The sequence below is a fragment of the Kitasatospora sp. NPDC058243 genome (assembly GCF_042882025.1).
Classification (GTDB): Bacteria; Actinomycetota; Actinomycetes; order Streptomycetales; family Streptomycetaceae; genus Kitasatospora.
The window spans coordinates 12,659-34,220 of the sequence record NZ_JBHVWW010000009.1 but is presented as its reverse complement, the minus strand read 5'-3'; the positions used below and the strand labels follow the sequence as shown (position 1 = coordinate 34,220).

At 72.2% G+C, this 21,562-nt stretch carries 17 protein-coding genes; 15 read left to right on the top strand and 2 right to left on the bottom strand.

Translation table 11 applies throughout. The annotated features are described in order from the left end of the window. Positions 1-51: 51 nt before the first annotated feature. The 9 genes from ftsW (at position 52) to ACFVX9_RS08980 (ending at position 9,100) form a co-directional block, all read left to right on the top strand. Positions 52-1,422, top strand: coding sequence for a putative lipid II flippase FtsW (ftsW, locus tag ACFVX9_RS09020; RefSeq protein ID WP_063347236.1), 1,371 nt, complete (start codon positions 52-54; stop codon positions 1,420-1,422). A gap of 6 nt (positions 1,423-1,428) precedes the next feature. Next, entirely contained in the window at positions 1,429-2,535 is a 1,107-nt protein-coding gene (gene murG / locus ACFVX9_RS09015) for an undecaprenyldiphospho-muramoylpentapeptide beta-N-acetylglucosaminyltransferase (RefSeq protein ID WP_363368408.1), read from the top strand. Continuing rightward, complete coding sequence (locus ACFVX9_RS09010; RefSeq protein WP_387981108.1) at positions 2,528-3,304, top strand: cell division protein FtsQ/DivIB; 777 nt, start codon at positions 2,528-2,530, stop codon at positions 3,302-3,304. Before murG ends, ACFVX9_RS09010 begins: the two co-directional genes overlap by 8 nt. A 363-nt stretch (positions 3,305-3,667) precedes the next feature. Further along, on the top strand, positions 3,668-4,879 hold the full coding sequence (gene ftsZ, locus ACFVX9_RS09005) for a cell division protein FtsZ (protein WP_063347233.1): 1,212 nt from the start codon (positions 3,668-3,670) through the stop codon (positions 4,877-4,879). Continuing rightward, positions 4,876-5,607: a peptidoglycan editing factor PgeF gene (pgeF, locus tag ACFVX9_RS09000; RefSeq protein WP_363368413.1), complete on the top strand. Its 732-nt coding sequence runs from the start codon at positions 4,876-4,878 to the stop codon at positions 5,605-5,607. Before ftsZ ends, pgeF begins: the two co-directional genes overlap by 4 nt. Further along, the gene (locus ACFVX9_RS08995; RefSeq protein ID WP_079135532.1) at positions 5,607-6,413 is read left to right on the top strand and encodes a YggS family pyridoxal phosphate-dependent enzyme; all 807 of its coding nucleotides are present in this window, start codon (positions 5,607-5,609) and stop codon (positions 6,411-6,413) included. Before pgeF ends, ACFVX9_RS08995 begins: the two co-directional genes overlap by 1 nt. Positions 6,414-6,716: 303 nt before the next feature. Then, on the top strand, positions 6,717-7,319 hold the full coding sequence (locus ACFVX9_RS08990; RefSeq protein ID WP_031071810.1) for a cell division protein SepF: 603 nt from the start codon (positions 6,717-6,719) through the stop codon (positions 7,317-7,319). A gap of 99 nt (positions 7,320-7,418) precedes the next feature. Beyond that, the gene (locus tag ACFVX9_RS08985) at positions 7,419-7,700 is read left to right on the top strand and encodes a YggT family protein (protein WP_063347232.1); all 282 of its coding nucleotides are present in this window, start codon (positions 7,419-7,421) and stop codon (positions 7,698-7,700) included. A 59-nt stretch (positions 7,701-7,759) separates the two neighbouring features. Further along, complete coding sequence (locus ACFVX9_RS08980; protein WP_387981107.1) at positions 7,760-9,100, top strand: DivIVA domain-containing protein; 1,341 nt, start codon at positions 7,760-7,762, stop codon at positions 9,098-9,100. A 185-nt stretch (positions 9,101-9,285) separates the two neighbouring features. Here the strand turns inward: ACFVX9_RS08980 and ileS are convergent, their stop codons facing one another. Beyond that, positions 9,286-12,414, bottom strand: coding sequence for an isoleucine--tRNA ligase (gene ileS / locus ACFVX9_RS08975; RefSeq protein WP_380372137.1), 3,129 nt, complete (start codon positions 12,412-12,414; stop codon positions 9,286-9,288). Positions 12,415-13,055: 641 nt separating this feature from the next. On the opposite strand from ileS, the gene ACFVX9_RS08970 reads away from it, so the two are divergent. The 6 genes from ACFVX9_RS08970 to ACFVX9_RS08945 all read left to right on the top strand — a co-directional run bounded on the left by ACFVX9_RS08970 (position 13,056) and on the right by ACFVX9_RS08945 (position 19,693). After that, entirely contained in the window at positions 13,056-13,523 is a 468-nt protein-coding gene (locus ACFVX9_RS08970) for a TraR/DksA family transcriptional regulator (protein ID WP_244293330.1), read from the top strand. A 165-nt stretch (positions 13,524-13,688) separates the two neighbouring features. Beyond that, entirely contained in the window at positions 13,689-14,342 is a 654-nt protein-coding gene (gene lspA, locus ACFVX9_RS08965) for a signal peptidase II (protein ID WP_079135530.1), read from the top strand. A gap of 60 nt (positions 14,343-14,402) precedes the next feature. After that, complete coding sequence (locus ACFVX9_RS08960; RefSeq protein WP_063347228.1) at positions 14,403-15,341, top strand: RluA family pseudouridine synthase; 939 nt, start codon at positions 14,403-14,405, stop codon at positions 15,339-15,341. A 1-nt stretch (position 15,342) separates the two neighbouring features. Then, positions 15,343-15,804, top strand: a complete 462-nt coding sequence (locus ACFVX9_RS08955) for a GNAT family N-acetyltransferase (protein ID WP_063347227.1) — start codon at positions 15,343-15,345, stop codon at positions 15,802-15,804. Positions 15,805-15,968: 164 nt separating this feature from the next. After that, positions 15,969-18,779 carry an alpha/beta fold hydrolase gene (locus ACFVX9_RS08950; protein WP_387981106.1) on the top strand — a complete coding sequence of 937 codons (2,811 nt, stop codon included), beginning with the start codon at positions 15,969-15,971 and terminating at the stop codon, positions 18,777-18,779. A gap of 56 nt (positions 18,780-18,835) precedes the next feature. Then, positions 18,836-19,693: an ABC transporter permease subunit gene (locus tag ACFVX9_RS08945; RefSeq protein ID WP_363368425.1), complete on the top strand. Its 858-nt coding sequence runs from the start codon at positions 18,836-18,838 to the stop codon at positions 19,691-19,693. Positions 19,694-19,798: 105 nt separating this feature from the next. Here the strand turns inward: ACFVX9_RS08945 and ACFVX9_RS08940 are convergent, their stop codons facing one another. Continuing rightward, complete coding sequence (locus ACFVX9_RS08940; RefSeq protein ID WP_387981141.1) at positions 19,799-21,520, bottom strand: alkaline phosphatase D family protein; 1,722 nt, start codon at positions 21,518-21,520, stop codon at positions 19,799-19,801. Between the last annotated feature and the right edge of the window lie 42 nt (positions 21,521-21,562).

Here is a 21,562-nt window from a genome sequence, read left to right as displayed (position 1 = left end):
GGCCGAAGCGGCCCGGCGGCGGGTGAGCCGTGAAGAGAGAGTGAGCGGGGAGTGGCTGGGCAGGGCAGGGCGGGTTCCGGAGCACCGGAGCGGGAGGCCGCCGAGCCGTGGCGCGTGATCTCGGCCACCACGACCAAGTACAAGTCGGCCGGACCGCTGGCCCGGGTCCGGGCCTTCCGGTACCGGGTGCGGTACTGGCTGGACCGGCCGCTCACGCCCTACCTGCTCGTCATCGGCACGACGCTGCTGCTGGTGGTGCTCGGCCTGATGATGGTCTTCTCGGCCTCGCAGATCCTCGCCCTGGGCCAGCACCACTCGGCGCAGTACTACTTCCTCAAGCAGCTGATCGCGGCCATCCTCGGCCTGGTCCTGCTGATCGGCTTCGCCTCCGTGCCGCTGGCGGTGCTGCGGGTGATCGTCTACCCGGTGATGTTCGGGGTGATCGGCGCGCTCGCGCTGGTCGCCGTGCCCGGCATCGGGGTGCGGATCAACGGCAACCAGAACTGGCTGGACTTCGGCTTCTTCCAGTTCCAGCCCTCGGAGTTCGCCAAGCTCGCGCTGGTGCTCTGGGGCGCCGACCTGCTCGCCCGCAAGCAGAAGGCCGGCACCCTCACCACCTGGAAGCACCTGCTCGTCCCGCTGGTGCCGGGCGCCCTGCTGCTGCTCGCGCTGATCATGCTCGGCGGCGACATGGGCACCTCGATGATCCTGGTGGCGATGCTGTTCGCGATGCTCTGGATGGTCGGCGCGCCGCTGCGGCTGTTCGTGGCCACCGTCGGGGTGGCCGTGGTCGTCTGCACCGCGCTGGTGATCAGCGTCCCGCACCGGGCGGAGCGCCTGGGCTGTATCGGCGTCACCAAGCCCGACCCCGACGGGGCCTGCTTCCAGGCGCTGCACGGCGTCTACTCGTTCGCGCTCGGCGGAGGCTTCGGCACCGGCCTCGGTGCCGGCGTGGAGAAATGGGGCCAGCTGCCCGAGGCGCACACCGACTTCATCTTCGCCGCGACCGGCGAGGAACTGGGCCTGGTGGGGACGCTGTCGGTGATCGGTCTCTTCGCGGCACTAGGCTACGCGGGTATCCGTGTGGCCATCGGTACGAAGGACCCCTTCGTCAGGTACGCCGCGGGAGCCGCCACCACCTGGATCATGGCGCAGGCCATGATCAACCTGGGGTCGGCGCTGGGACTGCTGCCCATCGCGGGCGTCCCGCTCCCGCTGTTCTCCTACGGCGGTTCCGCCATGCTGTCGGCCATGTCCGCGATCGGAGTGCTGCTGTGCCTGGCGCGCAGCACCTCGGGCGCGAAGGCGGCGCTGGCCGCCCGGAGCAAGAACTCCCGGATCAGGAGACGACTGGCCCGGGTGCTGCCACGACGACGAACCACAGCGCGCCCGGCCCCGGGGCCGGCACGCAGGGAGCGGTGAATTTCGGTGCATGTCGTACTCGCCGGCGGGGGGACCGCCGGTCACATCGAGCCGGCGCTGGCCCTCGCGGACGCCCTCCGCAGGCACGACCCGTCCATCGGGATCACCGCCCTGGGAACCGAGCGCGGACTGGAGACCCGGCTGGTGCCGGAACGCGGCTACCAGCTGGAGCTGATTCCGGCCGTCCCGCTGCCCCGCAAGCCCACCCCCGAGCTGATCACCGTCCCCGGCCGGCTGCGCGGCACCGTCCGGGCCGCCCAGGAGATCATCGAGCGGGTCAACGCGGACGCCGTGGTCGGCTTCGGCGGCTACGTCGCGATGCCCGCCTACCTGGCCGCCAAGCGGGCCGGCGTGCCGATCGTGGTGCACGAGGCGAACGCCCGTCCGGGCCTGGCCAACAAGATCGGCGCCCGCTACACGGACTTCGTCGCGGTCTCCACGCCGGACAGCAAGCTGCGCGACTCCCGGTACATCGGCATCCCGCTGCGCCGGACCATCGCCACCCTGGACCGGGGCGCCGCCAGGCCGGAGGCCCGGCACTACTTCGGCCTCGACCAGCGGCTGCCCACCCTGCTGGTCTCCGGCGGCTCCCAGGGCGCGCGCCGGCTCAACGAGGTGGTCACCGCGATCGCCCCGCGGCTCCAGCAGTACGGCGTGCAGATCCTGCACGCCGTCGGCCCTAAGAACGAGCTGCCGCAGGTCGAGGACATCCCAGGGATGCCGCCGTACCGCGCGGTGCCGTACGTCGACCGGATGGACCTCGCCTACGCGGCGGCGGACCTGATGCTCTGCCGGGCCGGCGCCATGACCGTCGCCGAGCTGGCCGCCGTCGGGCTGCCCGCCGCGTTCGTCCCGCTGCCGATCGGCAACGGCGAGCAGCGGCTGAACGCCCAGCCGATGGTCAAGGCCGGCGGCGGCCTGCTGGTGGACGACGCCGAGCTGACCCCGGACTGGGTGCTGCAGAACGTGCTGCCGGTGCTCACCGACCCGCAGCGGCTGTGGGACATGAGCCGGGCCGCCGCCGAGTTCGGCCGCCGGGACGCCGACGACCTGCTGGTCGGCATGGTCTACGAGGCCATCCAGGCCTCCCGCGGCGGTCGCCGCCGTGGCTGACGGCCGGCTCGCCGACCCGTTGGAGGAAGAGCTGGAGGCCGAGGAGTCCGCTCCTCGGCTCCGGCTCTCCCGGCGGGGCATCGTGGTGCTGAGCGTGCTCGGCGCCGTGGTGCTGGGCGTGCTGGCCTGGGTGGTGTTCTTCTCCTCGGTGCTGGACGTGCGCGAGGTCGCGGTCCAGGGGCCGAAGGACGAGAAGCTGACGGCGGACCAGGTCCGCGAGGCGATCGGCGGGATCGGTGACGGCCCGCTGGCCAGAGTGGACCTGGACGCCGTCCAGCGCCGGGTGGAGGCGATCCCCCGGGTGGCGAAGGCCGAGGTGTGGCGGGGCTGGCCGCACACCCTGCGGGTGAAGGTCGTCCAGCGCACGGCGGTGGCGGCCGTCAAGGGGGAGGACGGTCAGTTCACCCAGGTGGACGCCGTCGGCGTGAGCTTCGCCACCGAGGCGGCTCCGCCGGAGGGGGTGCCGGTGGTGGAACTGCGGCTCAGTCAGCAGGCGAAGGACGCGGACGGGGTGATCTCCCGTGCGCAGCTGGTGCAGGGCGCGGTGTCGGTGGCCGCCGGACTGCCGCCCGAGGTGGCGAAGCGGGCCGGAGCGGTGCTGGTGCACTCGTACGACGATATTCAGCTGCAGCTCAGCGGGGGTGCGACGGTGCGCTGGGGGAGCCCGGAGCAGACCGATCGCAAGGCCCGGACACTGGTCGCGTTGATGGCTCAGAAGGGCTCGAACTTCGACGTGAGTGCGCCGGAGGCGCCGGCGGTGTCGGGATGATCCGGTAGGTTCTGTGCCTGAGGGAGGGGTTGACGCTGTGAAGTGTCGGCCCGACCCTTGGTGGTCACCCCGGTTTCATATGCCGGCCGATGATCACATAGGCTCAAAAGAAAAGGGGAAGCTCGGCGTGTTCGTTGAAACACGTGCCTGGAGCCACCTAGTGTCCTGTGTCACCAGACTGTGCCCCCTGGTGATGTGACGGAGGCACAGGACTAACCCTAAAGGTCAAGTTTAGGGTTGGGGTCGGCGGTCGGCATTTCGGACATTCAGTCAGAAACCAGGCTCCCTACCCATCGACATCCGTCGGTACGATCCCCCGTCGGGTCGGACCGACCCGGAAATTCGAGGCGAGAGGCCTTCGACGTGGCAGCACCGCAGAACTACCTCGCAGTCATCAAGGTCGTCGGAATCGGCGGCGGTGGTGTCAACGCCATCAACCGGATGATCGAGGTCGGTCTCAAGGGCGTCGAGTTCATCGCGATCAACACCGATGCGCAGGCCCTCCTGATGAGCGACGCCGACGTCAAGCTCGATGTGGGCCGTGAACTCACCCGGGGCCTCGGCGCCGGCGCCAACCCCGAGGTCGGCCGCAAGGCCGCCGAGGACCACCGCGAGGAGATCGAGGAGGTCCTCAAGGGGGCCGACATGGTCTTCGTCACCGCGGGTGAGGGTGGTGGCACGGGCACGGGCGGCGCGCCCGTGGTCGCCAACATCGCCCGTTCGCTCGGCGCCCTGACCATCGGCGTGGTCACCCGGCCCTTCACCTTCGAGGGCCGCCGCCGCGCCAACCAGGCCGAGGACGGCATCGCGAGCCTGCGCGAAGAGGTCGACACCCTCATCGTGATCCCCAACGACCGGCTGCTGTCCATTTCGGACCGCCAGGTCAGCGTGCTCGACGCGTTCCGCTCGGCCGACCAGGTCCTGCTCTCCGGTGTCCAGGGCATCACCGACCTGATCACCACCCCCGGCCTGATCAACCTCGACTTCGCCGACGTCAAGTCCGTCATGTCGGAGGCCGGTTCGGCGCTCATGGGCATCGGCTCGGCCCGCGGCGAGGACCGCGCCAAGGCGGCCGCCGTGATGGCGATCTCCTCGCCGCTGCTGGAGGCCTCGATCGACGGCGCCCGCGGCGTGCTGCTCTCCATCTCGGGCGGCTCCGACCTCGGCCTGTTCGAGATCAACGAGTCGGCCCAGCTGGTCAGCGAGGCCGCGCACCCCGAGGCCAACATCATCTTCGGCGCGGTCATCGACGACGCGCTCGGCGACGAGGTCCGGGTCACCGTCATCGCGGCCGGCTTCGACGGCGGGCAGCCGCCGGCGATCGTCCGCGACCCGGTGGTCAAGGCCACCCCCGCCGCGGCCACGCCGCCGGCCGCCCCGGAGCGCCCGGCCACCCGGCCGTCCTACGGGAGCATCGGCTCGGTGACCTCCCGTTCGGAGGGGGAGACCCACGCCTCGCCGCGCGCCACCGAGACCGTGACCGCCGCCCCGGTGCCGCCGCAGGTGCAGCCGGTCCGGCAGCCGTACGTCGAGAGCCCGGCGGAGGAGCTCGACGTCCCGGATTTCCTTAAGTGATCGATCACGCCGTACGCGCGGGTGCTCACTTCGCCTTCACCGACAGGTGGGGCGGGGTGAGCACTTCGCCGTACGGGGAGCTCAACCTCGGCGGGGCGGTGGGGGACGACCCGGAGACCGTCCGGGAGAACCGGGCGATCGCCGCCGGGGAGCTCGGGCTCGACCCGGCCGACGTGGTCTGGATGAACCAGGTGCACGGTGCGCAGGTCGCCGTGGTGACGCAGCGCCAGTCGCCGGGGGACGCCCCCACGGTGGACGCGGTGGTCACCGACCGGCCGCTCGCGCTCGCCGTCCTGACCGCCGACTGCACCCCGGTGCTGCTGGCCGATCCGGTGGCGGGCGTGGTGGGCGCGGCCCACGCGGGCCGGCCCGGGCTGGCGGCCGGGGTGGTGCCCGCGGTCGTGCGGGCGATGGTCGAACTGGGGGCCGAACCCGGCCGGATCGCCGCGGCCACCGGCCCGGCGGTCTGCGGCCGGTGCTACGAGGTGCCGGCCGGCCTGCGGGCGGAGGTCGCCGCGGTGGTGCCCGCCGCGTTCGCCGAGACCTCCTGGGGAACGCCGGCGCTGGACGTGGCCGAGGGGGTCGCGGCCCAGCTGGCCGCCGCCGGGGTCACCGAGTTGGTGCGGTCACCGGTCTGCACCCTCGAATCCGCGGACCACTACTCCTATCGCCGCGAGCAGCGCACCGGCCGGCTCGCGAGCTACGTCTGGTTGGGCTCTGATCATTGATGACGAACGACATCTACGGACCGTTCCCGGGGAGTCGCGGCGGCCTTCCCGACCAGAGCTGGCTGGAGACCCTGACGGAGGGGCAGCGGGCCCGGTACGAGGAGCTGGGGACCAACCTCGACGTGGTCGAGCGGCGGATCGCCGATGCCTGTGCGGCTGCCGGACGGCCGCGCGACGAGGTCACCCTGGTCGTCGTCACCAAGACCTACCCCGCCGAGGACACCGCGCTGTTGGCCGGACTGGGTGTGACGGATGTCGCGGAGAACCGCGACCAGGACGCCGCGCCCAAGGCAGAGCAGTGCAGAAACCTTCCTCTTGACTGGCACTTCGTCGGACAGCTGCAGACCAACAAGGTCCGCTCGGTCGTCCGGTACGCGAACCACGTGCACTCGGTGGACCGGCTGCGGCTGGTCGGGTCGCTCTCCGCGGCGGTGCTCAAGTCCGAGCGCCCGGAGCTGGGTTGCCTGGTGCAGGTGGCCCTGGACAAGGAGCACGGCGAGGGGGCCCACCGGGCCGGAGTCGCCCCGGAGGATGTCGCGGAACTCACGGACGCGATCGCCGACACGCCCGGCCTGCGGCTGGACGGTGTGATGACCGTCGCTCCGCTGGCCGGTCCGCTCGCCGGGGACCCGCTCCGCGCCTTCGAGCGGCTGACGGAAATCGCAACCGCAGTACGCACGACCCATCCTGCTGCCACCATGGTCTCCGCAGGGATGAGCGGTGACCTTGAGCAGGCGATTGCCGCCGGGGCGACACATGTGCGCGTCGGAACGGCGGTACTCGGAGTGAGGTCACCCCTCAGGTAACGTCACCGGGTAGTAGATCAGACTGCAGGACAAAATAGGACAGAATCTAGCAGCTCCTCGGAGCGCTAGCGAACCGTGGATCGCAGCTCCGCGGCCCCCACCCCAAGAACTCTGACCGGCCGTCGGCCTGACGGGCCGTCGTGGGTGGACCGCGGAATCCGCAGGCAGGGCCGCACGGCCTGGCCGCCGGGACGGAGCCGGTCCGCACGGAGCGAGCAGAGCGAGCGACCATCGGAAGGTGCGCGTTTCGCGAAGCCGCCACCGAGCGCCAGCGAGGTGGCTATGAGCGGAGGAGACAGGAGCATGGCCGGCGCAATGCGCAAGATGGCGGTCTACCTCGGCCTCGTGGAGGACGAGACGTACGACGGTCAGGGGTACGACCCTGACGACGACTACGACGCGGACCCCGAGCCGATTCGAACGGGACAGCGGACCGAGGACATCCCCCGGCCGGCCGCCGCGCCCGCCCCGGTCTCCTCGATCACCCCGCAGCCGGTTCCGGCCGCGGTGCCGATCCGGCAGGAGACCCCGAGGATGGCCCCCGTGTCGTCCATCACACCCGAACGCCGCCACAACCTGGAGAAGAGCGCCCCGGTGATCATGCCCAAGGTAGTGAACGAACGAGAGCCCTACCGCATCACCACGCTGCACCCGCGAACCTACAACGAGGCCCGTACCATCGGGGAACAGTTCCGTGGCGGGACCCCCGTGATCATGAATCTGACCGAGATGGACGACACCGACGCGAAGCGACTCGTAGACTTCGCCGCTGGACTCGTCTTCGGTCTGCACGGCAGTATCGAGCGCGTGACACAGAAGGTGTTCCTGCTGTCGCCTGCTAACGTCGATGTCACGGCGGAGGACAAGGCTCGGATCGCCGAGGGTGGGTTCTTCAACCAGAGCTGACCCGGCCACGACTTTACGTGTGGATCTGATCAACAGTGGATTAGCGACAGGTGACGAGCGGCGGGCCCGAGGGCCCGGAACCGGGGAGAGGGAAACGCGATGGACATCGTGTGGGCGGTGCTCTACTACGCCCTGACCGTCTTCCTGGTGTTCCTGCTTGTGCGACTGGTCATGGACTGGGTCTTCCAGTTCGCGCGTTCGTGGCGGCCCGGCAAGGCCATGGTCCTGGTCCTGGAGGCCACGTACACTGTCACGGATCCGCCGCTCAAGCTTCTTCGGCGGTTCATTCCGCCGTTGCGTTTCGGGGGCGTGGCGCTCGACCTGTCCTTCTTCGTACTGATGATCATTGTGTATGTCCTGATCTCGCTTGTGCGGCCCTAGTCGTAGGTGAGCGATGCGACAGGATGCCGGTGTGCCGACGATCACGTTGAGGTGAAGAGATGCCATTGACCCCCGAGGACGTTCGGAACAAGCAGTTCACGACCGTCCGCCTGCGCGAAGGCTATGACGAGGACGAGGTCGATGCCTTCCTCGACGAGGTCGAAGGAGAGCTGACCCGCCTGCTTCGCGAGAACGAGGACCTGCGCGCCAAGCTGGCCGCCGCGACTCGCGCCGCCGCGCAGAACCAGGCGAACATGCGGAAGGAGCCGCCGCAGGACGCCCGTTCCGGCGCCCCCGTCCCGGCTGCCATATCCGGCCCGCCGGTTCCCGGCCAGCAGGGCCCCGGTCCGCAGCAGCAGCAGATGGGCCCCGGTGGTCCGCAGCAGCAGCAGATGGGCGGCCCGCAGCAGCAGCAGCAGATGGGCAACCAGCCGCTCGGCCTGCCCTCCGGCGCCCCGCAGCTCCCCGCCGGCCCCCAGCAGATGGGCGGCCAGCAGCAGCAGATGAACCAGACCATGGGCGGCCAGCAGCAGCTGGTGCAGCCGATGGGCGGTCAGATGCTCCAGCCCATGGGCGGCCCCGGTGGTCCGCAGCAGATGGGCAACCCGATGGGCCAGGGCATGGGCCAGCAGCAGCAGATGCAGCCGATGGGTGGCCCCATGGGCGGCCCGCCGCAGCAGCAGATGGGCGGCCCGCTCGGCGCCCCCATGCAGCAGCAGGGCCCCGGTGGCGACAGTGCCGCCCGTGTTCTGGCGCTCGCTCAGCAGACCGCCGACCAGGCGATCTCGGAGGCCCGTTCCGAGGCCAACAAGATCGTCGGCGAGGCCCGCAGCCGCGCCGAGGGCCTGGAGCGCGACGCCCGTGCCAAGGCCGACGCCCTGGAGCGGGACGCGCAGGAGAAGCACCGCGTCGCGATGGGCTCGCTGGAGTCCGCGCGCGCCACGCTGGAGCGCAAGGTCGAGGACCTGCGGGCGTTCGAGCGCGAGTACCGGACGCGCCTGAAGTCGTACCTGGAGACCCAGCTGCGCCAGCTGGAGTCGCAGGCCGACGACTCGCTCGCCCCGCCGCGGATCCCCGCCACCGCGTCGCTGCCGCCGGCGGCCTCGTCGATGGCTCCGGCCGGTGCCGGTGCGATGAGCGGTGCCCCGGCCTTCGGTGGCAACCAGCCGGCCTTCGGCGGCAACGCGCCGTCGTTCGGTGGGCAGAGCTCCTTCGGCGGCAACCCGCCGGCGCCGAGCTTCGGCGGCCAGGCGTCCGGTGGCAACACCGGCGCGCCGCAGATGCAGCCGGCCGGGATGACGCAGCCGATGGCGGCCGTCCGCCCGCAGCCTCCGCAGCCGATGCAGCAGGCTCCGGCGCCGATGCGGGGCTTCCTGATCGACGAGGACGGCGACAACTGAGGTTGTAGCACGGCCTTTTGAGAGCGCCCCCTGTTTGACCCGCGGGTCGAACAGGGGGCGCTCTGCTGTGGTGCGGACGGGGGCGGGGGATGGGCGCGCGCGGGGTGGTGACGCCACTTCAGGGGCGCGCGGGTACGGCGAAGCCGCCGTCGCCCCGGGCGGGGTGACGGCGGCTTCGGAGTCGGTCAGGCCTTGCGGAGCTGGAAGGCGAGGCCGAGGGCTTCGTCGGCGAAGGTCTCGGAGTCCCAGTCGGCCGTGCCGGCGGCGAAGTCGGTGGCCAGGACCTCCTCGGCGACGAGGGGGCCGTGCTCGGCGATGGCCTCGGCGGTCTCCTCGGTGGTGGCCCGCCAGCGCAGGACGATCCGGTCGGCGACGTCGAGGCCGGAGTTCTTGCGGGCCTCCTGGATCTGGCGGATGGCGTCGCGGGCGACGCCGAGCCGCTTGAGCTCCGGGGTGATGGCCAGGTCGAGGGCGACGGTGGCGCCGGACTCGTTGGCGACGGCCCAGCCCTCGCGCGGGGTCTCGGTGATGATCACCTCGTCCGGGGAGAGGGCGACCTGCTCGCCGTTCAGCTCGACCGAGGTCTCGCCGTCGGCGCGCAGTTCGGCGGCCAGGCGGGCGGCGTCGGTGGCGGCGACCGCCTTGGCGACGTCCTGCACGCCCTTGCCGAACCGCTTGCCCAGGGCGCGGAAGTTGGCCTTGGCGCTGGTGTCGACGAGCGAGCCGCCGACCTCGGCGAGCGACTCCAGGGTGGAGACGTTGAGCTCCTCGGCGATCTGCGCGCGCAGGTCGGCGGGCAGCTCGTCCCAGCCCTGGGCGGCGATCAGCGCGCGGGACAGCGGCTGACGGGTCTTCACGCCGGACTCGGCGCGGGTGGCCCGGCCGAGCTCCACCAGGCGGCGGACCAGCGCCATGTGCCGGGAGAGGTCGGCGTCGATCAGCGACTCGTCCGCCTGCGGCCAGGTGGCCAGGTGGACCGAGGCCGGGGCGTCCGCGGCGACCGGGACGACCAGGTCCTGCCAGACCTGCTCGGTGATGAACGGGGTCATCGGGGCCATCAGGCGGGTGACCGTCTCCAGCGCCTCGTGCAGGGTGGCGAGCGCGGCCGCGTCGCCCTGCCAGAAGCGGCGGCGGCCGCGGCGGACGTACCAGTTGGACAGGTCGTCGACGAAGCCGGACAGCAGCTTGCCGGCGCGCTGGGTGTCGTACGCCTCGAAGGCGGCGTCGACCTCGCGGACCAGGGTGTTCAGTTCGGAGAGCACCCAGCGGTCCAGCTGCGGGCGGTCGGCCGGGGCCGGATCGGCGGCCGAGGGGGACCAGCCGGCGGTGCGGGCGTACAGGGCCTGGAAGGCGACGGTGTTCCAGTAGGTGAGGAGGGTCTTGCGGACCACCTCCTGGATGGTGCCGTGGCCGACCCGGCGGGCCGACCAGGGCGAACCGCCGGCGGCCATGAACCAGCGGACGGCGTCGGCGCCGTGCTGGTCCATCAGCGGGATCGGCTGCAGGATGTTGCCCAGGTGCTTGGACATCTTGCGGCCGTCCTCGGCCAGGATGTGGCCCAGGCAGACGACGTTCTCGTAGCTGTTCTTGTCGAACACCAGGGTGCCGACCGCCATCAGCGTGTAGAACCAGCCACGGGTCTGGTCGATCGCCTCGGAGATGAACTGCGCCGGGTAGCGCTTCTCGAACAGCTCCTTGTTCTGGTACGGGTAGCCGTACTGGGCGAAGGGCATCGAGCCCGAGTCGTACCAGGCGTCGATGACCTCGGGGACCCGGGTCGAGGCGCCGCCGCACTCGCGGCAGGCGAAGGTCACGTCGTCGATGTACGGGCGGTGCGGGTCGAGCTCGCTCTGGTCGGTGCCGGTGAGCTCGGAGAGCTCGGCCAGCGAGCCGACGCAGGTGAGGTGGCCCTCCTCGCAGCGCCAGATCGGCAGCGGGGTGCCCCAGTAGCGGTTACGGCTGAGCGCCCAGTCGATGTTGTTGTTCAGCCAGTCGCCGAAGCGGCCGTGCTTGACGGTCTCCGGGTACCAGTTGGTGGCCTCGTTCTCCCGGATCAGGGCGTCCTTGACCGCGGTGGTGCGGATGTACCAGGACGGCTGCGCGTAGTAGAGCAGCGCGGTGTGGCAGCGCCAGCAGTGCGGGTAGCTGTGCTCGTACGGGAGGTGGCGGAAGAGCAGGCCGCGCTCCTTGAGGTCCGCGACCAGGGCCTCGTCGGCCTTCTTGAAGAACTGGCCGCCGACCAGCGGGACCTCGGGGGCGAAGGTGCCGTCGGCGAGGACCGGGTTGACCACCGGCAGGCCGTACTTGCGGCAGGTCGCGAGGTCGTCCGCGCCGAAGGCGGGCGACTGGTGGACGATGCCGGTGCCGTCCTCGGTGGTGACGTAGTCCGCGTTGAGGACGTAGTGCGCGTTCTCGATCTCGACCAGGTCGAACGGGCGGCGGTAGGCCCAGCGCTCCATCTCGGCGCCGGTGAAGGACTCGCCGGTGGCCTCCCAGCCCTCGCCGAGGGCCTTGGCGAGCAGCGGCTCGGCGACGACCAGCTTCTCCTCGCCGTCGGTGGCCACCACGTAGGTGACCTCCGGGTGGACGGCGGCGGCGGTGTTGGAGACCAGGGTCCACGGGGTGGTGGTCCAGACCAGCAGCGCGGCCCGGCCGGCCAGCGGGCCGCTGGTCAGCGGGAAGCGGACGAAGACCGAGGGGTCGACGACGGTCTCGTAGCCCTGGGCCAGCTCGTGGTCGGACAGGCCGGTGCCGCAGCGCGGGCACCAGGGGGCGACCCGGTGGTCCTGGACCAGCAGGCCCTTGTCGAAGATCTGCTTGAGCGACCACCAGACGGACTGGACGTACGACGGGTCCATCGTCCGGTAGGCCTCGTCGAGGTCGACCCAGTACCCCATGCGGGTGGTCAGCTCGGTGAAGGCGTCGGTGTGGCGGGTCACCGACTCGCGGCACTTGGCGTTGAACTCGGCGATGCCGTACGCCTCGATGTCCTGCTTGCCGGAGAAGCCCAGCTCCTTCTCGACGGCGAGCTCGACCGGGAGGCCGTGGCAGTCCCAGCCGGCCTTGCGGGCGACGTGGTAGCCCTTCATCGTCCGGAAGCGGGGGAAGACGTCCTTGAAGACGCGGGCCTCGATGTGGTGGGCGCCGGGCATGCCGTTGGCGGTCGGCGGGCCCTCGTAGAAGACCCACTCGGGGCGGCCCTCGGACTGCTCCAGGCTGCGCTGGAAGATCTTGTTGTCCTGCCAGAACGACAGGATCTGGTGTTCGAGGGCGGGCAGGTCCACCTGTGCGGGGACGGAGTTGTAGGTGCTCATCGCGGGCGTCATACCTCCGGCGGATGTGAACGGGATCCGACGGAGGGACGAGACGGCGAGCCGCCCCGCGGTACCACCCTCCTTGGCCGCGGTGCTGCTGCGGCCCTCTTGTTTGGGCTTGCTGCCGGGTCTAGTGGGCCGGCCCGCGCGGTGGCGGGCGGCCGTTCTTCCGGCGGCTCCGGGGTGATCTTCCCGCCGTGCACACCCCCGGGCTCGCACCGTCCCCGGGTCGCTGGTGGCTGCGTACGTCGGTACTCGTCCCATCTGCGCCTTGCAGGGCCAGTGTATCGGCCGGGTGAGTCGGTTTGTCCAAATCGTTTTTCCCCGCGGTGGACGGCCGGGGCGCTCCGGGGCCGGCGGCGGTGGTGGTTAGGCGGGGGTGATCTGGGCACAAGTCTGGTCAGCGCGCGGGGCGTGGCGGCTGGGGCGGCTGCCTGGGTGGGATCATCATGGGGCGTCGGAATGTCATGTTGTGACCGGTTTTGATAGGGATTATCGTTCCGGCACTGGAGGCCGCCGGGAACCGGCGGCTCGATTCGTTCGTAGATGGGGTCGAAGCCATGGCTGAGAAGGCAACCGGCGCGGGTACCGCCACCAAGCGGGCACGCAAGGCCGTGGCGGCCGATCCAGGGGAGGGGACCGTGACCACTACCGCACGGCAGAAGAGCAGCACCGACACCGTCACCGTGCCGCGCGGCGCCGAGTCGGTGGACCCGGCCACGCTGCCGGTCCGGCCCGGCGAGGACCCGTGGACCACCGACGAGGTCCACGAGCTGCACACCGAGCTCATCAGCGAGCTGGAGCGGCTGCAGAACGAGATCGACGCCGCCGAAGCGGCCATCTCCGGCCTGATGCGTGACTCCAACGACGGAGCCGGTGACGACCAGGTGGACGCCGGTACGAAGAACATCTCGCGGGAGAGCGAACTCGCGCTCGCCAACAACGCCCGGGACAGCCTCGCCCAGACCGAGCGGGCCCTGACCAGGCTGGAGGGCGTCGGCTTCGGCACCTGCGAGTCCTGCGGGCAGGCCATCGGAAAGGCCCGGATGCAGGCCTTCCCCCGGGCCACGCTCTGCGTGCAGTGCAAGGCCAAGCAGGAACGCCGCTGACGCGGCCGACCGGGGCGGCGCAGGGGGTCGGGCTTGCCGTACGCTCGACCCCGTAACGTCGCCTGAATCCTTGGGACACGTCCGGTTCGGAGGTGTCCGGTACGGCGACCATGGGCCCACCCTCCCCCACCTCCAACCGGGGGAGCTCCATCGGCAGCGGAGCGGATCATCAGTACGCAAGGTTCCCCCCAGACGCGGGACGACGCCGTCCCGACCCCCGCCGAAGCCGTGGAGGTGGCCGTGGCCGAGCCCACCGAGCCCGCGGAGCCTGCCGAGCCCGCCGAGGCGACCGCCCCGGCCGCGGCGGAGGCGCCGAAGGGCCGTCGGCGGATCGGCGTGCTGATGGTCGTCGCGCTGCTCGCCTTCCTGATCGACTTCGGCAGCAAGCTGCTGGTCGTGGCCCGGCTGGAGAACCACGCGGCGATCAAGGTGATCGGGGACGTCGTCACCTTCCAGGTCATCCGCAACTCCGGCGCCGCCTTCGGCATGGGGCAGGCGCTGACCGTCGTCTTCACGATGATCGCCTCGGCCGTCATCGTGGTGATCTGGCGGATCGCCCGCCGGCTGTACAGCCTGCCCTGGGCGATCGCGCTCGGGCTGCTGCTCGGCGGGGCCCTGGGCAACCTCACCGACCGGCTGTTCCGCTCGCCGGGCGTCTTCCGCGGGCACGTCGTCGACTTCATCTCCGTCCAGCACTTCGCGGTCTTCAACCTCGCCGACTCGGCGATCGTCTGCGGCGGAATCCTCGTCGTGCTGCTCTCCTTCCGGGGCAGCAACCCGGACGGCACCGTCCACCAGCAGGGCGGCAAGACCGAGTAGCAGGGGCCCCGGGCGGTCGGGCGGGCGGCGGAGGGCCGCGGTTCCGGCATACTCGTACGGGTGAGTACCGCAGCGCAGATCCGCAGCCTCCCCGTACCCGACGGCCTGGAGGGCGAGCGCCTCGACGCCGCCCTCGCCCGGATGTTCGGTTTCTCCCGGACGAAGGCCGCCGAGTTGGCCGCCGACGGCAAGGTGACGCTCGACGGCGCCGTGGCCGGAAAGTCGGACCGGGTGACCGCCGGTTCCTGGCTGGAGGTCGAGATCCCCGCCCCCGCCGCCCCCGTGCGGATCATCGCCGAGCCGGTCGAGGGCATGCGGATCGTCCACGACGACGAGGACATCGTGCTCGTCGACAAGCCGGTCGGCGTCGCCGCGCACCCCAGCCCCGGCTGGACCGGCACCACCGTCATCGGCGGGCTCGCCGCGGCCGGCTACCGGATCTCCACCTCCGGCGCCGCCGAGCGCCAGGGCGTCGTGCACCGGCTCGACGTCGGCACCTCCGGGCTGATGGTCGTCGCCAAGTCCGAGCGCGCGTACACCGACCTCAAGCGGCAGTTCCACGACCGGATCACCGAGAAGCGCTACCACGCCCTCGTGCAGGGGCACCCGGACCCGCTGAGCGGCACCGTGGACGCGCCGATCGGACGGCACCCCAGCTCGGACTGGAAGTGGGCCGTGACCAAGGACGGCAAGCCGTCCGTCACCCACTACGACCTGGTCGAGGCCTACCGCTCGGCCTCGCTGCTCGACATCAAGCTGGAGACCGGGCGCACCCACCAGATCCGGGTCCACATGTCCGCGCTGCGCCACCCCTGCGTGGGCGACCTGACCTACGGCGCCGACCCGACGCTGGCCAAGCGGCTCGGGCTGACCCGGCAGTGGCTGCACGCCGTGTCGCTCGGCTTCGAGCACCCGGCGGACGGGCAGTGGGTCGAGTTCTCCAGCGAGTACTCGCCCGACCTGCGCAAGGCGCTCGACATCATCTCGTCGGAGAGCTGAGATGACGGCGGCCATCCGGACCGCGGCGGGCGCCGCGGACCTGACTCTGGTGCGGGACGTGCGGCGCGAGGTGTTCATCGTCGAGCAGCACGTGCCGGAGGAACTGGAGTACGACGAGTACGACGCGACCTCGGTGCACCTGCTGGCCGTGGCGGCGGACGGGACCGCGCTCGGGACCGCACGGCTGATCTTCGGGGAGCAGGCGCTGAAGCTCACCGGGGGTGTCGAGGGCCGGGTGCTGCTCGGACGCCTCGCGGTGGTGTCGGCGGCCCGGGGGACCGGGCTCGGGGCCCAGCTGGTGCGGGCGATCGAGGCGGCCGGGCTCGACCGCGGGGCCGTCGAGGTGGAACTGCACGCGCAGGTGGGGGCGCTGGGGTTCTACGAGCGGCTGGGGTACACGGCCGAGGGCCCGGTGTACGAGTCCGCGGGGATACCGCATCGGACGATGACGCGGGTGCTGTAGGGCTTCGGGCCCGGTCGTGCGGATCCCCGTGCCCCTGACGGGGTGCGGGGATCTCCGTTTTCCCGTGCGGTACCCGGACGCAACGGGGTGAACGGGGCGCAAGCGTCGGCTTCGGCGGTGGCCTTATCGGACGCCTACCCGGGGGGCGGATACGATCAGCCCCCATGGAGTTCGGTGGGGCGTGGCGCCGGTGGCGCAGCCGGGGTACGACGGTGCGGCGCAGGGTGGTGGCCGGTGCGGTGGCCCTGGTGGTGGTGGCCGGGGTCGGTACGGCGACGGTGGCGTCCGGCGGTGAGCCGGCGGTCCATCAGGAGGACCGTTTCCTCGCCATGCCGGAGACCCCCGGCAGTGACCAGCAGGTCCAGGTGGACACCTCCTTCTTCACCACCGGCACCACCCCGCGCCCGGCGGTCCTGCTCGCGCACGGCTTCGGCGGGTCCAAGGACGGCGAACGCGAACGCGCCCAGCAGCTGGCTCGACAGGGGTACGCGGTGCTGACCTGGTCGGCGCGCGGCTTCGGGCACTCGGGCGGGAAGATCGGCCTCAACGCGCCCGACCGCGAGGTCGAGGACGTCAAGCACCTGGTGGACTGGCTGGCCCAGCGGCCCGAGGTGCAGCTCGACGGGCCCGGCGACCCCCGGGTCGGCATCACCGGCGCCTCGTACGGCGGCGCCGTCTCGCTGCTGGCCTCCGCGTACGACCACCGGATCGACGCGGTGGCCACCCAGATCACCTGGTGGAACCTGGCCGACGCGCTGTTCCCGCAGGGCGTGCAGGGCTCGGGCGCCGTCGACGGCGTGTTCAAGAAGCTCTGGGCCGGGATCTTCTTCACCACCGGCGCGGCCGGCGACCTCGGCCCCTCCGGCGGCGCGCCGCGCGGCGGCGGGGCCGGGCCGGGGCAGGGCGGTTCCGGGCAGGGCGGCGACGCCGCGGGCGGGCCGGTCGGCTGCGGGCGGTTCCTGGAGTCGCTCTGCCAGATGTACGACCGGGTCGCCACCGCCGGGCACGCCGACCCGGAGGCCGTCGCACTGCTGGACCGCTCCAGCCCGTCCTCGGTGGCCGCGCAGCTCAAGGCGCCCACCCTGGTCGTGCAGGGCCAGCAGGACTCGCTGTTCCCGCTCGACCAGGGCGACCGGATCGCCCGGGCCGTCGCGGCCAACGGGGCGCCCGTCTCGGTGGACTGGTTCGCCGGCGGGCACGACGGCGGCACCGACACCAGCGCCCGGGTCGACGACCGGGTGACCGCCTGGTTCGACCACTACCTGAAGGGGCAGGGCGACGACACCGGCCCCGCGTTCCGGGTCACCCGCACCGGGGGCGTCGACTCCACCGGCTTCCAGGCCGTGCTGCGCGGCGCCTCCGCCGACCGCTACCCGGGCCTGGGCGGAACCGGCTCCCACGGCGTCGAACTGGCCGGCGGCGAGCAGACCATCGCCAACCCGCCCGGCGGCGCCCCGCCCGGGATCTCGACGCTGCCCGGGATCGGGGCGCTCAGCCAGGCCGCCTCGCTCGGCGCCGGGCTGTCGCTCGACTTCCCCGGCCAGCACGCCGCCTTCGACTCCGCGCCGCTGGGCCAGCCGCTGCACCTGACCGGGCAGCCCACCGTGCCCGTCCAGGTGCACGCCGACCGGCCGGACGCGGTGCTCTTCGCCAAGCTGTACGACGTGGGCCCGGACGGCAAGGCCGTGCTCCCGCAGCAGCTCGCCGCCCCGCTGCGGGTCACCGGCGCCGACGCGGGCCGCACCGTCACGGTCGCGCTGCCCGCCGTCGACCACACCTTCGCCGCCGGGCACCGGCTGCGGCTCGTCCTGGCCGCCACCGACCTCGCGTACGCCTCGCCCGTCGAGCCCGCCACCTACCGGGTCGCGCCGGCCGGGGCGCTCACCGTGCCGACCGACGACGAACTCGTCACCGAGGCCACGCCGCTGCCCGCGCGCACCTGGCTGCTGCCGCTGGCGGCCGTCGTGGTGGCGCTGGGCCTGGTGCTGTCGCCCCGGCTGCTGCGCCGCCGTCGGCGGGGGGCGGGCGACGGGCCGGCGTACGACCCGGCGCTGGCCGGGGTGCCGTTGCAGATCACCGGCCTGAGCAAGCGCTACAAGGGCGCCCAGGACCGTTACGCCGTACGGGAGTTGGGCTTCCGGGTGGAGCAGGGGCAGGTGCTCGGCCTGCTCGGGCCCAACGGCGCCGGCAAGACCACCACGCTGCGGATGCTGATGGGCCTGATCCGGCCCGACGCGGGCGAGATCCGGATCTTCGGCCACCTGGTGCGCCCCGGTGCGTCGGTGCTCTCCCGGGTCGGCGCCTTCGTCGAGGGCGCGGGCTTCCTGCCGCACCTCACCGGCCGGGCCAACCTGCGGCTGTACTGGCAGGCCACCGGCCGGCCGGAGGAGGACGCCCGCTTCGACGAGGCGCTGGCCATCGCCGGTCTCGGCGAGGCGCTCGACCGCGCCGTGCGGACCTACTCGCAGGGCATGCGGCAGCGGCTCGCCATCGCCCAGGCCATGCTCGGGATGCCGGACCTGCTGATCCTCGACGAGCCGACCAACGGGCTCGACCCGCCGCAGATCCGCGAGATGCGCGAGGTGATGATCCGGTACGCCGCCGCCGGCCGTACCGTCATCGTCTCCAGCCACCTGCTCGCCGAGGTCGAGCAGAGCTGCACGGACCTGGTGGTGATGGACCGCGGGCGGCTGATCACCACCGGCGCCGTCGGCGAGATCGTCGGCGCGGGCGAGCTGCTGTTCCTCGGGGTGCCCGCCGGGTACGAGCCCGGGTCGGTCGTCGAGAAGGTCGGCGCGCTGGCCGGGGTCGGCTCGGCGGAGGCCGTCGAGGGCGGGCTGCTGGTGCGCCTGGACGGGCTGGCGGCGCACGAACTGCTGGCCGAACTGGTGCGCCTCGGCGTGCCGGTGGAGAGCGCCGGGCCGCAGCGGCGGCTGGAGGACGCGTTCCTGTCGTTGATCGGAGGTGCGGCGTGAGCAGGGGTGCGAACGGTGGCGTGAGCAGTGAGGTGAGCAGCGAGGTGGGTGATGGCGTGAGCGGCGTCGTGTCGGCGGACCACGCCGAGGGGTACCGGGCGGGCCGGACGCTGCCGCTGCGGGTGGAGGCGATGCGCCAACTGCGGCGGCGCCGCACCCTGGTGATCGGTGCGGTGCTGGCCGCCCTGCCGTTCGTGATGCTGGCCGCGTTCCAGATCGGCGGCACCCCGAGCCGCCCCGACCGGACCACCTTCATCGACCTGGCCACCGCGTCCGGGCCCAACTTCGCCGCCACCATGCTGTTCGTGGGCACCGGCTTCCTGCTGGTCATCCCGGTGGCGCTGTTCTGCGGCGACACGGTCGCCTCCGAGGCGAGCTGGTCCTCGCTGCGCTACCTGCTGGCCGCGCCGGTGCCCCGGGCCCGGCTGCTGGCCCGCAAGTTCGCGGTCGGGCTGGCGTTCTCGGCGGTGGCGGTGGCGATGCTGCCGCTGATCGGGCTGGTCGTCGGCACCGCCGCGTACGGCTGGGGGGACCTCAAGCTGCCCACCGGGGCCAGCCTTTCGGCCGGGGAGGCGCTGCCCCGGCTGGCCGTCGCGGCGGCGTACGTGTTCCTCGCCGAGATCGTGATCGCCGCGCTGGCGTTCTGGCTCTCCACGGCGACGGACGCGCCGCTGGGCGCCGTCGGCGGGGCGGTGTTCGCGTCGATCATCACCGGGGTGCTGGACGCCGTCACGGCGCTGGGGGGCCTGCGGGAGTGGCTGCCCGCGCACTGGCAGTACGCCTGGGCGGACGCCCTGCAGCCGCAGTTGGAGTGGGGCGGCATGGTGCAGGGCGTCTCGCTGTCGCTGTCGTACGCGGCGGTGCTGCTCGCGCTGGCGTTCCGGGGGTTCGCGCGCAAGGACGTGGTGTCGTAGGGCCGTTGTGCTGCGGGCCCGCCGCGGGGGTGCGGCGGGCCCGGGGTGCGGCGGGCCCGGGGTGGGTGACCGGGGTGGGGCGCAGGGCGGGGGTCAGGGCTGGGGTCAGGCGATCGGGGCGTTCGCGCGCTCGATCCGCTGGGTGCCGGTGCGGGTGCGGTAGGAGCGGGTCCAGCTGCTGGTCGCGTCCTTGCGGGTGCGGTCGGAGAGGACGTAGTAGTCCATCTGGGTCTGCTCGGGGGTGATGTCCAGGACCCCGTAGCCGTGCGAGTCCAGGTCGACCCACTTGACGTGTGGGTTGGCCGCCTTGATCGCGGTGCCGGCCGCCAGCGAGACGGTCTGCGGGGCGACCTTCAGCAGGTCGTCGACGTTGTCGGAGGTCACCGAGGTGACCACGAACTCGGTGGCGACACTGCCGGACAGCGGGTAGGTGGCGGCCTCGTTCGGGACGTCGGCGGCCCAGGCGGAGTGGATGTCGCCGGTCAGGAAGACGGTGTTGGTGATGCCGTTCGTCTTGAGGTGGCCGAGCAGCTCGCGGCGGTCGTGGGTGTAGCCGTCCCACTGGTCGGGGTTGACCGCCACGCCCTCGCCGGGCAGGCCGAGCAGCTTGGCCAGCGGGCGCAGCAGGTAGTCGGGCAGCGAGAGGAAGGCGACCGGGGAGATCATCACCTCGTTGCCGATCAGTCGCCAGGTGGTGTCGGAGGCGGACAACCCGGCCTTGAGCCAGTCCAGTTGGGCGCGGCCGGTGAGGGTGCGGTCGGCCGAGTCGACGGCGCCGCTGCCCGTCTTCGCCTGCTGGGAGCGGAACGAGCGCTGGTCCATCAGGTGCAGGTCGGCGAGCTTGCCGTAGCGCAGGCGGCGGTAGGTGGTGCCGGCGATCGAGGGCCGGACCGGCATCCACTCGAAGTAGGCCTGCTTGGCGGCGGCCATCCGGTCGGCCCAGGCGCCCTCGGTGCCCGGGGTGTGGTTCTCGGCGCCGCCGGACCAGGCGTCGTTGGCGAACTCGTGGTCGTCCCAGATCGCGATGGTCGGGAGCTTGGCGTGCAGGTCCTGGAGGTCGTCGTCGGTCTTGTACTGGCCGTGCCGGGTGCGGTAGTCGGCGAGGGTGAGGATCTCGTGGGTGGGGGCGTGCGGGCGCACGACCGTGCCGCGGGCGCAGAACTCGCCGGTCTTGTACTCGTAGATGTAGTCGCCGAGGAAGAGGAAGGCGTCCAGGTCGCCGCGGGCGGCGAGGTGGCGGTAGGCGGAGAAGTAGCCGCCCTCCCAGTTGGCGCAGGAGGCGACGCCGAACCGCAGCCGGGAGAGGGCGGCGTCGGTGGCGGGGGTGGTGCGGGTGCGGCCGGTGGGGGAGACGGCGCTGCCGGTACCGGTACCAGTGGTGGCGGTGAAGCGGTACCAGTAGGGGGTGTCCGGGGTCAGGCCGCGGACGTCGGCCTTGACGGTGTGGTCGGCGGCGGCGGTGGCGGTCACCGTGCCGCTCGCGACGACGCGGGTGAAGGCCTGGTCGGCGGCCAGCTCCCAGCGGACCTCGGTGTCGGGGCCGAGGCCCGAGCCGGGGAGGGCCTCGGGGCGGGGCGTCACCCTGGTCCAGAGCAGGACGCCGTCGGGGAGGGGGTCGCCGGAGGCTATGCCGTGCAGGAAGCGGGGGGCGGCTTCGGGGGCCTGCGCGGGTTGGGCGGCTCCGGCGGCCTGGGCGGTCTGGGTGGCCTGGGCCGGCTCGGCGGCTTCGGCGGGGGTGGGGAGGGCGATCGGGAGGGCGGCGGTCGCGCCGGCGGCCAGCGCGCCGGCCTTCAGGACCTGGCGGCGGCGCGGGTGGGCAGGGGTCATGTCATGGACAAGATCGTTCACGTCCGGAAGGTTACCCGCTAG

Bases quoted from the DNA above. Each gene is read 5' to 3' on its own strand.
- ACFVX9_RS08995 (WP_079135532.1), top strand. From the start codon at position 5,607: ATGACGAACGACATCTACGGACCGTTCCCGGGGAGTCGCGGCGGCCTT.
- ACFVX9_RS08985 (WP_063347232.1), top strand. From the start codon at position 7,419: ATGGACATCGTGTGGGCGGTGCTCTACTACGCCCTGACCGTCTTCCTG.
- ACFVX9_RS08940 (WP_387981141.1), bottom strand. From the start codon at position 21,520: ATGACCCCTGCCCACCCGCGCCGCCGCCAGGTCCTGAAGGCCGGCGCG.
- ACFVX9_RS08955 (WP_063347227.1), top strand. From the start codon at position 15,343: ATGACGGCGGCCATCCGGACCGCGGCGGGCGCCGCGGACCTGACTCTG.
- ACFVX9_RS08980 (WP_387981107.1), top strand. From the start codon at position 7,760: ATGCCATTGACCCCCGAGGACGTTCGGAACAAGCAGTTCACGACCGTC.
- ACFVX9_RS08990 (WP_031071810.1), top strand. From the start codon at position 6,717: ATGGCCGGCGCAATGCGCAAGATGGCGGTCTACCTCGGCCTCGTGGAG.
- ACFVX9_RS08950 (WP_387981106.1), top strand. From the start codon at position 15,969: ATGGAGTTCGGTGGGGCGTGGCGCCGGTGGCGCAGCCGGGGTACGACG.
- ileS (WP_380372137.1), bottom strand. From the start codon at position 12,414: ATGAGCACCTACAACTCCGTCCCCGCACAGGTGGACCTGCCCGCCCTC.